The 10944-nt window shown below is 67.6% G+C and carries 14 protein-coding genes; 10 read left to right on the top strand and 4 right to left on the bottom strand.

The features are described from left to right. Positions 1 to 25 precede the first annotated feature (25 nt). Positions 26 to 487 (top strand): MmcB family DNA repair protein, encoded by a 462-nt coding sequence (locus tag AXW83_RS19705; protein ID WP_066620890.1) that lies wholly within the window; start codon positions 26 to 28, stop codon positions 485 to 487. A 141-nt stretch (positions 488 to 628) separates the two neighbouring features. Here the strand turns inward: AXW83_RS19705 and AXW83_RS19710 are convergent, their stop codons facing one another. Further along, on the bottom strand, positions 629 to 1381 hold the full coding sequence (locus AXW83_RS19710) for a hypothetical protein (RefSeq protein ID WP_156640199.1): 753 nt from the start codon (positions 1379 to 1381) through the stop codon (positions 629 to 631). Between the two features lie 142 nt (positions 1382 to 1523). Here AXW83_RS19710 and AXW83_RS19715 point away from each other — a divergent pair, with 142 nt between their 5' ends. Continuing rightward, entirely contained in the window at positions 1524 to 2156 is a 633-nt protein-coding gene (locus AXW83_RS19715) for a glutathione S-transferase family protein (RefSeq protein ID WP_066616187.1), read from the top strand. A gap of 312 nt (positions 2157 to 2468) precedes the next feature. Continuing rightward, positions 2469 to 3707: a multidrug effflux MFS transporter gene (locus AXW83_RS19720; RefSeq protein ID WP_236841722.1), complete on the top strand. Its 1239-nt coding sequence runs from the start codon at positions 2469 to 2471 to the stop codon at positions 3705 to 3707. A gap of 154 nt (positions 3708 to 3861) precedes the next feature. On the opposite strand, the gene AXW83_RS19725 is transcribed toward AXW83_RS19720, so the two are convergent. Next, positions 3862 to 4071 carry a cold-shock protein gene (locus AXW83_RS19725; RefSeq protein WP_054210450.1) on the bottom strand — a complete coding sequence of 70 codons (210 nt, stop codon included), beginning with the start codon at positions 4069 to 4071 and terminating at the stop codon, positions 3862 to 3864. 219 nt (positions 4072 to 4290) lie between these two features. Between AXW83_RS19725 and AXW83_RS19730 the strand changes: the two genes are divergently transcribed. Both AXW83_RS19730 and AXW83_RS19735 read left to right on the top strand, forming a co-directional pair. After that, the gene (locus AXW83_RS19730; RefSeq protein WP_066616189.1) at positions 4291 to 4977 is read left to right on the top strand and encodes a fumarylacetoacetate hydrolase family protein; all 687 of its coding nucleotides are present in this window, start codon (positions 4291 to 4293) and stop codon (positions 4975 to 4977) included. 172 nt (positions 4978 to 5149) lie between these two features. Then, positions 5150 to 6079 (top strand): dihydrodipicolinate synthase family protein, encoded by a 930-nt coding sequence (locus tag AXW83_RS19735; RefSeq protein ID WP_066616190.1) that lies wholly within the window; start codon positions 5150 to 5152, stop codon positions 6077 to 6079. Between the two features lie 182 nt (positions 6080 to 6261). Here AXW83_RS19735 and AXW83_RS19740 read toward each other — a convergent pair whose 3' ends face one another. Both AXW83_RS19740 and AXW83_RS19745 read right to left on the bottom strand, forming a co-directional pair. Continuing rightward, positions 6262 to 6744, bottom strand: coding sequence for a copper chaperone PCu(A)C (locus AXW83_RS19740; protein ID WP_066616195.1), 483 nt, complete (start codon positions 6742 to 6744; stop codon positions 6262 to 6264). Between the two features lie 115 nt (positions 6745 to 6859). Beyond that, positions 6860 to 7237, bottom strand: coding sequence for a hypothetical protein (locus AXW83_RS19745; protein WP_156640201.1), 378 nt, complete (start codon positions 7235 to 7237; stop codon positions 6860 to 6862). A gap of 537 nt (positions 7238 to 7774) precedes the next feature. Between AXW83_RS19745 and AXW83_RS19750 the strand changes: the two genes are divergently transcribed. From AXW83_RS19750 to AXW83_RS19770, 5 genes are read left to right on the top strand one after another with little or no spacing between them, the layout of a single operon-like run. Next, positions 7775 to 8017: a hypothetical protein gene (locus tag AXW83_RS19750; protein WP_066616197.1), complete on the top strand. Its 243-nt coding sequence runs from the start codon at positions 7775 to 7777 to the stop codon at positions 8015 to 8017. A gap of 12 nt (positions 8018 to 8029) precedes the next feature. Next, on the top strand, positions 8030 to 8209 hold the full coding sequence (locus AXW83_RS19755; RefSeq protein ID WP_066616199.1) for a hypothetical protein: 180 nt from the start codon (positions 8030 to 8032) through the stop codon (positions 8207 to 8209). A 7-nt stretch (positions 8210 to 8216) separates the two neighbouring features. Further along, positions 8217 to 9338, top strand: coding sequence for a methionine ABC transporter ATP-binding protein (locus AXW83_RS19760; protein WP_066620891.1), 1122 nt, complete (start codon positions 8217 to 8219; stop codon positions 9336 to 9338). After that, a complete protein-coding gene (locus tag AXW83_RS19765) occupies positions 9328 to 9993 on the top strand; it encodes a methionine ABC transporter permease (RefSeq protein ID WP_066616203.1) in 666 nt (221 codons plus the stop codon). The genes AXW83_RS19760 and AXW83_RS19765 overlap by 11 nt, the downstream gene beginning before the upstream one ends. Positions 9994 to 10043: 50 nt before the next feature. Next, complete coding sequence (locus AXW83_RS19770; RefSeq protein WP_066616205.1) at positions 10044 to 10844, top strand: MetQ/NlpA family ABC transporter substrate-binding protein; 801 nt, start codon at positions 10044 to 10046, stop codon at positions 10842 to 10844. Positions 10845 to 10944 lie beyond the last annotated feature (100 nt).

Genomic DNA, 10944 nt, shown 5'->3' on the forward strand with positions numbered 1-10944 from the left:
GGGCACAAAGAGTGAACATGTCGCGATGCCCAGCGCCGATTCCCTGCTCAATCCGCCGCCGACGCGGCCCGACATCACCCGCGCCGTCTGCCGCGGCGCCGGCCGGCATCTGCGCCAGCGCGGCTATGCCGTGGTCAAGGAGATGACCTTCGCCAATGGCCGTCGCGGCGACATCGTGGCGCTGTCCCCGGCGGGCGAATTGCTGGTCGTCGAGGTCAAGTCCGGCATCGAGGACTACCGTGTCGATGGCAAATGGCCCGATTACCGCGACTATTGCGACGGCTTCCTGTTCGCGGTCGCACCGGAGTTTCCGCGCGAGGTTCTGCCCGGCGATGTCGGCCTGATCGTCGCCGATGCCTATGGCGGCGAGATGCTGCGCGAGCCGCCCCGGCATCCGCTCAGCCCCGCGAGACGCAAGGCGCTGACGATCGCCTTTGCAAAACTCGCAGCCGGCCGGCTCGCCTTGCTGGACGATCCGGACATCTGACGCGTCCGCGTCCGGACGCTCCTTGCCGGCGCGCGCGAGCTTATCCCCGGAGCCACTCGCCGTCCCGCTTTTTCCAGCTCCGCCTGACCAAGTGGCGGCTGGGGTGCCAGCCGTCGTTCGGCAAGGCGAGAGACAAAACCGCTATTTCAGCGCCGCGATGATCATCAGGAAGATCAGCACCAGCACGATCTGCTTCAGGCTCCAGTTCAGCCGGCCGACTGCCTCCGCGACGGTTTCCTCCGGATCTTCGGGCGCGGGCGGTGCGATGGGGGCGGGGGCCGGCGGGGCGGCGCTCCACTCGATGCGCTCGACGAGTCCGCGGGCCGGGGCGGTGCCGCGCTCGTCGTCGCGGCCGAGTTTCCAGGCGACGGCGCGGCTGGCAGGCGCGTCGCGCTCGGCCGCGTCGAGCCAGAGGCTCGTGGTGGCCGACACGGTGAGCCGCCCGGCCCGCCCGGCATGGAGGTCCCGCGTCAGGACGGCGAAGACCTCCGGCGGCAGCCAGAGCGTGGCGTGAAAATCCGGTTCCTGTCCGCCATGGGCCAGCACCAGCAGAATGCGCCCCGCCGCGCCGCCCTCGGGCAGCGGGCGGATGGCAAGCGGCAGTTCGCCGGCCGTATCGAGCAGCCCGTCGCGGCCGAGCGTGTCCAGCGGCAGGCGGGCATGGGCTGCGATGCGGCTGTCGTTGCTGAGCGCGCCGTCGCGCAGGGAAAAGCCTGCGCGCGCTTCGAGCCCGGTCGCCTCCAGCACGAAGCGGCGGCCCGGCGCCTGGACGAGGCCGCCGGCTTCGCCGGGACCGGCGTCCTTCGCCATGTCCTTGGCGGCAGCGCGCTGGAGGAAGGACGGTGTCGCTGAGGCAGGTGTCGTCGAGGCAGGTGTTGTCGAGGCAGGTGTCATGGAGCCCATCAAGCCGATTTTCGCGCCGAACGATAGCAGGTCGGTCCCGTCGCGCCAGTTTTGCCGATCCTGACATGGTCGCGCCATCTCCCGCAGCTATGGTCGCCGCCATTGGGAAACGTCGCAGAAGGAGAGACGAACGATGTCCGACGAACTCGTGCTCTACACCAACCCGATGTCGCGCGGCCGGATCGCCCGCTGGATGCTGGAGGAAGTCGGTCAGCCCTATCGCGCCGAGGTCCTCGGTTTCGGCCCGGCAATGAAGGGCGACTACCAACGGCTGAACCCGATGGGCAAGGTGCCGACGCTGCAGCATGGCGACGTCGTCGTCACTGAATGCGCGGCGATCTGCGCCTACCTTGCCGATGCCTTTCCCGAGGCGGGGCTTGCGCCGCCGCCGACCAGCCGGCTGCGCGGGCCCTACTACCGCTGGATGTTCTTCGCCGCCGGTCCGGTCGAGGCCGCCGTGACGAACCGAGCGCTTGGCGTCGAGGTCTCCGACGAGAAGAGCCGCATGGTCGGCTACGGCAATTTCGCCGCCGTGATGGATACGCTCGAACTTGCGGTGACGCAGGGCGAGTATCTGCTCGGCGACAGCTTCAGCGCGGCCGATGTCTATCTCGGCTCACAGGTGATGTGGGGGCTGAAGTTCGGCTCGATGGAGAAGCGCCCGGCCTTCGAGGCCTATGCCAGGCGTCTCGGCGCTCGACCGGCGGCGCAGAAGGCCGACGCGATCGACGATGCGCTGATCGCCGAGATGAAGCAGGCGGGGTAGCATCGCGCGCTGCCGCTCGCTCCCCACCACCGTCATTCCGGGCGGAGCGAAGCGGAGACCCGGAATCCATCATGGAGCGCCGTCGTGCATGACGAGGATTCCGGATCGGCGCGGCTTCGCCGCTGGTCCGGAATGACGGGCGTGAGGGTGCAGCGCTGACTTCGGCGAACTGCCCGCGCATCCCGCTTGACGCATGACGTACCGCAGCGAGACTGGGTTGCCCGGCGTTTTTGCCGGGCCTAAACATCGGGCATCATGGGAACCGTCCTTTCGAAAGCCGCCATTGCGCGACCGGCGCCCGCACAGGCCGACATGACCGACACCAGAAATCCCGCCTTGCCGCGACACGGCATGAGCTTCCATGCCTTCGTCACGATGATGGCGGCATTGATGGCAACGAATGCACTCGCCATCGACGCGATGCTGCCGGCGCTGCCCGAGATTGGCCAGACGCTCGGCATCGCCGAGCCCAACGACCGGCAATGGATCATCACCGCCTATCTGCTCGGCTTCGGCGTCTCGCAGATCGTCTACGGCACGCTGTCGGATCGTTTCGGCCGGCGGCCGGTGCTGCTGTTCGGGCTTGCCGTCTATGTGGCGGCCAGCATCGCGGCGTCGTTGTCGAGTTCCTTCGAGGCGATGATGCTGGCGCGCGTGCTGCAGGGCGTCGGCGCGGCGGCGACGCGCGTGCTCGCCGTCTCGATCGTGCGCGACTGCTATTCCGGCCGTGACATGGCGCGCGTCATGTCGCTGGCCATGATCGTGTTCCTCGCCGTGCCGATCCTCGCGCCCTCGATCGGCCAGGCGATCCTCTGGGTCGCGCCCTGGCGCTGGATCTTCGGCGTGCTGACCATCTTCGGCGCCTCGGTGATGCTCTGGGCTGCGCTGAAACTGCCCGAGACGCTGCGCGAGGAGGATCGCAAGCCGATCGCGTTCGACAGCGTGTTTGCCGCCTTCCGCACCACGCTGACGACGCGCATCGCGGTCGGCTACATGCTGGCCATGGCCTTCGTTCTCGGCGGGCTGTTCGGCTTCATCAACTCGGCCCAGCAGGTTTTCGTCGATGTCTTCGCGGCGCCGGAGCTCTTCACCATCATCTTCGCGCTGATCGCCGGCTTCATGGCCATGGCGTCATTGCTGAATTCGCGGATCGTCGGCCGGCTCGGCATGCGGCGCGTCTCGCACGCGGCGCTGCTGGGCTACATCGCGCTGACGGGAACCCACGCGCTGGTCGCGCTGGCCGGCCACGAGACGCTGTGGAGCTTTGCCGCCTTCCAGGGCGGCGCGATGTTCTGTTTCGGATTGATGGCGCCGAATTTCGGCGCGCTGGCGATGGACCCGCTCGGCCATGTCGCGGGCACGGCCTCCTCGGTGCAGGGCTTCGTCACCACGGTGGGCGGGGCGCTGCTGGGGTTCTATATCGGCCAGCATTTCGACGGCACGGTCGTGCCGCTGACGCTCGGCTTCTCGCTATGCGGGCTGGTTGCGCTGGCGATCGTGCTGGTGGCCGAGAAGGGCCGGCTGTTCCGGCCCGCGCCGGGCCGGAGCTGATGCAAGCATCTTGAGACGAAGGTATTAGTCGTTTCGACCGCCGCCTCTTGGCGACGGGGATGCCGGGAATCGTCTTCAGTCCGAATAGATCGATAGAGATTCGCATTGGCTCGGGAAGCGTCGCCGCCGATCGGCCTCCCGTTGGGGGATTGTCTCACGCGGTCTTGAGGTTGACTGCCGAGGACTTGCCGGTCTTGCGGTCGGCCTCGAGATCGTAGCTGATCTTCTGACCTTCGTTCAGGCCGCGCATGCCAGAGCGCTCGACTGCGCTGATATGCACGAAGACATCGCTGCCGCCCTGGTCAGGCGTGATGAATCCGTAGCCCTTGGTTTCATTGAACCATTTCACGGTACCCGTGCTCACGTGCTGTTCCTTTTGGTCTCTGTACAGGCAAGCTCATGCCGGCCCGGAGACACTGTAGGGGGCAATCCGCCACCGTTGCAATGATGCGGCGCAAAACGAAGTCTTCGGGCGCAAGCGGGCGATGCCGGCAATGCAGCCCCGACCCTGACGCAAGGGCCTTGCCCCGGCCGCGCGGCTCCCGCATGAACGGCGCAGAACACTTGCCAGGGAGCCCAAGCCATGACGCAATATGTAATCGATCCGCCGGCCGTGTCGGCGGTCCCGGTCGCCGGGGGCGGGCTCTTCCCGGTCAGGCGCGTCTTCTGCGTCGGCCGGAACTATGCCGAGCACACCCGCGAGATGGGCGGCGATCCCGACCGCGAGGAGCCGTTCTTCTTCATGAAACCGGCCGACGCCCTGCTGATCAACGGCGCCGACATGCCCTATCCCACCAAGACCAAGGACCTCCACCACGAGATGGAGCTGGTCGTGGCGATCGGCACCGGCGGCAAGGACATCTCCGAGGCCGAGGCGCTGTCGCATGTCTACGGCTATGCCGCCGGCCTCGACATGACCCGCCGCGACCTGCAGGGCGCCGCCAAGAAGAGCGGCAAGCCCTGGGACATGGCCAAGGGCTTCGACCTCTCGGGACCGATCGGCGAGATCTCTCCCGCCAGCCATATCGGCCATCCCAGCGCCGGCAAGATCGAACTCGTGGTCAACAGCGTGCCGCGCCAAAGCTCGGACCTGTCCAAGCAGATCTGGAACGTGCCCGAGACGATCTCCTATCTCTCCGGCCTGGTCGAACTCGCGCCCGGCGACCTGATTTTCACCGGTACGCCCGAGGGCGTCGCGGCCGTGGTCAGCGGCGACGTGCTGGAAGGCGAGATCGCCGGCGTCGGCACGGTGCGCACCAGAATCGTCTAGCCTCGCGAACCTCCGCGTCATCCCGGACAAGCCGCGTAAGCGGCGCCGATCCGGGATCCATGCCTGACCCGTTCCGGAATGGATCCCGGATCTCCGCTTCGCTGCGTCCGGGATGACGGCGCGGGGGTGACCACGCTAAAATCCGATCAAAGCATTAGCCGAAAGCACGACCATGACCCTGACCCCCGACGCCGCCGGCGTCTTCCCGATCGCACCGACGCCGTTCAACCCCGACGGCACGGTCGACTGGACCTCGACCGACAAGCTCTTCGCCTTCTATGACGGCATCGGCTCGAACGGCACGACCGTGCTCGGCATCATGGGCGAGGCGCCCAAGCTCGAGCCGGAGGAATCGATCGGCATCGTCAAGGCGGCCGTGAAGAACATGCCGGGCAAGCCGGTCATCGTCGGCGTCTCGGCCCCGGGCTTTGCCGCCATGCGCTCGCTGGCGCGCCAGTCGATGGATCTGGGCGCTGCGGCCGTGATGATCGCGCCGCCGCCGAGCTTGCGCACCGACGACCAGATCACCGGCTATTATGCCCAGGCCGTCGAGGCGATCGGGACCGACATCCCCTTCGTCATCCAGGATTACCCGCTGACGCTCTCGGTGGTGATGACGCCGGCGGTGATCCGCAAAATCGTCACCGACAATCCCTCCTGCGTGATGCTGAAGCACGAGGACTGGCCGGGGCTCGAGAAGATTTCGACGCTGCGGAAATTCCAGGCCGATGGTTCCTTGCGTCCGATCTCGATCCTGACCGGAAATGGCGGCCTGTTCCTCGATTTCGAGATGGAGCGCGGCGCCGATGGCGCGATGACCGGCTATGCCTTCCCCGAACTGCTGATTGACGTCGTCACGCTGCAGAAGGCCGGCAAGCGCGACGCGGCGCATGACATCTTCGACACCCATCTGCCGCTGCTGCGCTATGAGCAGCAGCAGGGCGTCGGGTTGGCCGTGCGCAAATACACGATGATGAAGCGCGGCATCCTCGGCAGCGACGCCCAGCGCAAGCCGGGACCGGGCCTCAGCGCCGCCGCGAAGACGGAGGTGGATTACCTGCTGGCCCGCGTTGCCAAGGGCGATCCGCGCGCCAAGGTGTGAGGCCGACGCGCGCTTCCCTTCCCCCCTTGCGGGGGAAGGTGGCAGCGCGAAGCGCTGACGGATGAGGGGTCGCGCGACGCTGGCTGCGTTGATGTATCCTCAGCGATTGACGGCAGTGCGACCCCTCATCCGCCCCTCCGGGCACCTTCTCCCGCAAGGGGAGAAGGGAGAAACCGGCGGCCTCAATGAGTGGCATGCACCCCGTCGCCGCCCTTGGCGCCGATGCCCTCGACCTTGAACTCGACCTCGACCGGGCCGGCCTTCTCGAAGGTCAGCACGCCCTTCAGGCGCTCGTCCTGCTTCAGCGGCTGCTGCAGATCCATGAACATGATGTGGAAGCCGCCGGGTTTGAGCTCGACCTTGCCGCCGGCGGGAATGACGAGGCCGGCATCGAGCGGGCGCATCGTCATGATGCCGTCGGTCGTCGCCATCTCATGGACCTCGATCCGGCCCGAGAAGGCGGCCGAGATCGAGACGAGGCGGTCGGGCTCCGTTCCGGTGTTCTCGATCGAGAGATAGCCGCCGCCGACCTTGGCGCCCGCCGGCGTGGCCCGCGACCAGGGGTGGCCGATCTTCAGGGAGCCGGCCTTGTAGTCATGGGCGAAGGAGGCGGCGCTGGTCAGCGTCAGCGCGACGGCGACGATATAATGGAGGGGCTTGTTCATGGAGGGTATCCTGAAACGGGGATGAAGCGGCCGCGCCTCGGCGGGCCGTGGATGGACCCCAAGCGCCGCACAGAGGTGCGCCAGAGGCCCCGAGGAAGGCAGAAAACGTCGGGGCTCAGGCGAGCGGCGGCCCGCGCGGTCGCGGCAGGCCGAAGGTGACGCCGATCGACGGCGGCGCAGGCGCGATCGGCGCAAGCGACAGGGCCGAGGCGAACCTGTGCAAGGCCGGCGCCACCGGGACAGGCGGGATGGCGACCACCGGATTGACCGGGCAGCCCTTGCAGTGCTGCGTGTCGCCAGCGGGCGCCGGCCTGTCGTCGCCCGGCGCCGTGGCGCCCGAGCAGAGAACCATACCGTCCAAACCGGGCGGCATCGCCAAAGCCGGCGCGGGCAGCAGGCCGGCGGCGAGCACCGCCAGTGCATAGACCGCCCCCAGCCAGGCTCCGAGGATGGAGCGGCGCAGATCTGCGAGGCAAGGGGCGAAAGCCGGCATGAGCGCGACATGCCTCCGGGCCGGCCCGGCGTCAAGCCGCATGCTGTCGCAGCGCGCCGTCATTGCGAGCGCAGCGAAGCAATCCAGAGCCGCGTGCTCTACGCCTCCTGGATTGCTTCGCTGCGCTCGCAATGACGGCAGGTCGAAGTCAAGGGCCGCTGGTATCAGGGGAAGATTTTGCTCCCACATCGCCGGCCACAGGAGAGTTCACGCGTCGCGAGCCGTTTCTTTAAAAGAACGATTGGATTGACAAAGCGGATGGATCGTCCCATCTTGAGGTCGTCATCGGGCTTGCCGGATGGCCGCGGGGATTTGAGCGAGCAGCTTGCACCGCGTCACCAAACGCTAAAGCGCCACGACGCGGTCGTGGGCTCCGGTTTTAAGGAGAATGCACATGACCATCCGCCCCGTTCGCCGAAACGAACACCTTGCCATGGATTGCTGTCGACGCTGATCCCGTGCCGGTCGGCGCAACGCCGGCCGCCCCCGCTCCATCAGATGTCCATCAGAGGCCGCCCCGGCGGCAGAGGCAGAGCCATGACCCTTGTCCAATCGACTCCCCAGCAGACCGTCCCGAGCCAGCAGGCCTATGTCATCGAGATCGGCGAGACCCAGGCCGGGCTCGTCAACCGCCGCGCCGACGAGCGCTATTTCACCTTCATCGCCGCTTCCGCCGCGTTCCACGCGCTGGAGGGCCACCGCTTCGCCACGCCAAGCGCAGCCGAACTCGCCGTGCGCCAACTGGCCGGCCCGCGTCGCGGCGCGCGGCTGGCAGCCTGACGGGCGCCGGTGATGAGTATCGTGGTCGATCTCTGGCGGCAGTTCACGGCGTGGTTCGCCGAGGCCGTCCCGGCCGTGGCCGGGCCCGTGCCGGCTTCCGGCGAACCCGACGAGGCACGCCGGCAATCGACCCGCGACGTGACGCTGGAACAGCTGGGCATCGACCACTGGTCGTCCCACACGCTATTCTGAGGGCATGATGAACGCACCCGTAAAGCCCGGCGTCTTCGACACCGGCATCGAACTCCCTTTGGCCAAGTTGTCGTCGGACGCGCCGCCGATCATCCGCTTCGAGCAGGTCGGCAAGACCTATGCCGGCCGCAGCGGGCAGGACGGCGTCTCCGCGCTCGCCGGCATCGACCTCGACGTGCCCCAAGGCGCGATCGTCGGCGTGATCGGCCGCTCCGGCGCCGGCAAATCGACGCTGATCCGGCTCGTCAACGGGCTGGAGCGCGCCACCGCCGGCCGCATCCTGATCGAAGGCGAGGACGTCACCGGGCTGACCGAGGCCGGCTGGCGCGCCCGCCGGCGCCAGACGGGGATGATCTTCCAGCATTTCAACCTGCTCTCCTCGCGCACGGTCTTCGACAATGTCGCGCTGCCGCTGGAGATCGCGGGCGTGGACAAGGCGCAGATCGAGGCGCGGGTCGCCAAGCTGCTCGACCTCGTCGGGCTCGCCGACAAGCGCGAGCGCTATCCCGCCGAACTGTCGGGCGGGCAGAAGCAGCGCGTCGGCATCGCCCGGGCGCTCGCCACCGAGCCGACCGTGCTGCTCTGCGACGAGGCGACCTCGGCGCTCGATCCCGAGACGACGCAGTCGATCCTGGCGCTGCTGCGGCAGGTGAACCGGGATCTCGGCATCACCATCCTGCTGATCACCCACGAGATTCCGGTGATCAAGGAGATCTGCGACCGCGTCGCCGTGATCGAGGGCGGGCGGATCGTCGAGGAGGGCGAGACCTTCGAGGTGTTCACGCGCCCGAAGCATCCGACCACCGCCCGCTTCGTCGAGGCCGTGACCGGCGTCGAGGTGCCGGCCTATCTCGCAGGGCAGATCCGGCAGGAGGCCCGCGCGGGCGACCAGGCCGTGCTGCGCATCACCTTCACGGGCGAGAATTCGACCGCCCCGGTGATCAGCCGGCTGAGCTCGACCATCGGGATCGACGTCAACATTCTGGCGGGGCGCATCGACGCCATCGCCGGTCGCCCCTTCGGCAGCCTGCTCGTCTCGGTGCCGTCGGAACAACCAAAACTCGCCGCCGTGCTCGGTGCCCTGAAGAGCCTCGCACTCAAGGCGGAGGTCGTCGGCCATGTCTCCTGAAATCATCCGCCTGATCGCGCAGGCCACCGGCGACACGCTGCTGATGGTGGCGGTGGCCGCGGGGCTGGGCAGCGTGCTCGGCCTGCCGCTCGGCGTCTTCCTCGCCACCAGCAAGCGCGGCGAGCTGTTTGCGTCGCCGGCTCTCAACGCCGTGCTCGGCACGCTGGTCAACGCGACGCGCTCGACGCCCTTCATCATCCTCGTCGTCGCAATCATCCCCTTCACCCGGCTGATCGCCGGCACCTCGATCGGCACCAATGCGGCAATCGTGCCGCTGACGGTCGCCTCCACCCCGTTCATCGCCCGCCTGATCGAAGGGGCGATCCGCGAGGTCGACCAGGGGCTGGTGGAGGCGGCGCGCGCGATGGGGGCAAGCCCGCTCCAGATCGTGCGCAAGGTGCTGGTGCCCGAGGCGCTGCCGGCGATCGTGCTGGGCCTGACACTGGCCATCGTCAGCCTGCTCGGTTTCTCGGCCATGGTCGGCGCGGTCGGCGGCGGGGGGCTGGGCGATCTCGGCATCCGCTACGGCTACCAGCGCTTCATGCCCGATGTGATGGCCGCCGTCGTCGCCGTGCTGATCGTCCTCGTCCAGACCGTCCAGAGCGTCGGCGACCGCTTGGCGCGCCGCCTCAACAAGCGGCTGCGCCACGCCTGAGAGACCCCCTCATTCCACCTCCCGATATCTCAACCGAAGGATACGACCCGATGACCACCCTCACCCGCCGCGCGGCGCTTGCCGCCACCGCCGTATTCGCCCTGAGCCTGGCCGTCCCCGCTCTCGCCCAAACCACGCAGGTCGTTCGCATCGGCGCCTCGCCCGGCCCCCATGCCGAGATCCTGGAGAAGCTGAAGCCGATCGTCGCCAAGCAGGGCATCGACCTCAAGATCGTCGAGTTCTCGGACTATGTCGTGCCCAATCAGGCGCTCGACGCCGGCGAGCTGGAGGCCAATTCCTTCCAGAACCAGCCCTATCTCGACAACCAGATCAAGGATCGCGGCTACAAGCTGGTCGGCGTCGGCTACACCGTGAACTTCCCGCTTGGCATCTATTCGGCCAAGTACAAGAGTTGGGCCGAGGTGCCCGACGGCGCATCGGTCGCGATCCAGAACGACCCGACCAATGGCGGGCGTTCGCTCCTGCTGCTGCAGGACAAGGGCATCATCAAGCTCAAGGACGGCGTCGGCTTCAAGCCCACCCCAGCCGACATCGTCTCGAACCCCAAGAAGCTGAAGATCATCGAGATCGAGGCGGCCCAGACCCCGCGTTCGCTGCAGGACGTGGCGGCGGCCGCGATCAACACAAACTACGCCGTCGACGCCAAGATCGAGCCGACCTCGGCGATCCTGCGCGAGGACCCCAAGGGGCCCTATGTCAACCTGATCGCGGTGCGCGCCGCCGACAAGGACAAGCCCTGGGTGAAGACGCTGGTCGAGGCCTATCACTCGCCCGAGATCAAGGCTTTCGTGGCCGAGCGCTTCAAGGGCTCGGTGCTCGCGAGCTGGTAAACCTCTTTCTCCCTGACCTTCCTCCCCACCTGACCGCGAGGCGGCCGGGCGACTGCCCCGGATGCGCAAGCCTCCGGGGCTTTTTGCCGGCATCGAACAA

The sequence above is a fragment of the Bosea sp. PAMC 26642 genome, assembly GCF_001562255.1.
In the GTDB taxonomy this organism is placed as follows: domain Bacteria; phylum Pseudomonadota; class Alphaproteobacteria; order Rhizobiales; family Beijerinckiaceae; genus Allobosea.

What these genes read in the sequence shown, in the direction of transcription:
- AXW83_RS19740 (WP_066616195.1), bottom strand. Translation starts at nt 6,744, where the DNA reads ATGAACAAGCCCCTCCATTATATCGTCGCCGTCGCGCTGACGCTGACC.
- AXW83_RS19730 (WP_066616189.1), top strand. Translation starts at nt 4,291, where the DNA reads ATGACGCAATATGTAATCGATCCGCCGGCCGTGTCGGCGGTCCCGGTC.
- AXW83_RS19715 (WP_066616187.1), top strand. Translation starts at nt 1,524, where the DNA reads ATGTCCGACGAACTCGTGCTCTACACCAACCCGATGTCGCGCGGCCGG.
- AXW83_RS19735 (WP_066616190.1), top strand. Translation starts at nt 5,150, where the DNA reads ATGACCCTGACCCCCGACGCCGCCGGCGTCTTCCCGATCGCACCGACG.
- AXW83_RS19745 (WP_156640201.1), bottom strand. Translation starts at nt 7,237, where the DNA reads ATGCCGGCTTTCGCCCCTTGCCTCGCAGATCTGCGCCGCTCCATCCTC.
- AXW83_RS19750 (WP_066616197.1), top strand. Translation starts at nt 7,775, where the DNA reads ATGACCCTTGTCCAATCGACTCCCCAGCAGACCGTCCCGAGCCAGCAG.
- AXW83_RS19710 (WP_156640199.1), bottom strand. Translation starts at nt 1,381, where the DNA reads ATGACACCTGCCTCGACAACACCTGCCTCGACGACACCTGCCTCAGCG.
- AXW83_RS19760 (WP_066620891.1), top strand. Translation starts at nt 8,217, where the DNA reads ATGAACGCACCCGTAAAGCCCGGCGTCTTCGACACCGGCATCGAACTC.
- AXW83_RS19770 (WP_066616205.1), top strand. Translation starts at nt 10,044, where the DNA reads ATGACCACCCTCACCCGCCGCGCGGCGCTTGCCGCCACCGCCGTATTC.
- AXW83_RS19705 (WP_066620890.1), top strand. Translation starts at nt 26, where the DNA reads ATGCCCAGCGCCGATTCCCTGCTCAATCCGCCGCCGACGCGGCCCGAC.
- AXW83_RS19755 (WP_066616199.1), top strand. Translation starts at nt 8,030, where the DNA reads ATGAGTATCGTGGTCGATCTCTGGCGGCAGTTCACGGCGTGGTTCGCC.
- AXW83_RS19765 (WP_066616203.1), top strand. Translation starts at nt 9,328, where the DNA reads ATGTCTCCTGAAATCATCCGCCTGATCGCGCAGGCCACCGGCGACACG.
- AXW83_RS19720 (WP_236841722.1), top strand. Translation starts at nt 2,469, where the DNA reads ATGACCGACACCAGAAATCCCGCCTTGCCGCGACACGGCATGAGCTTC.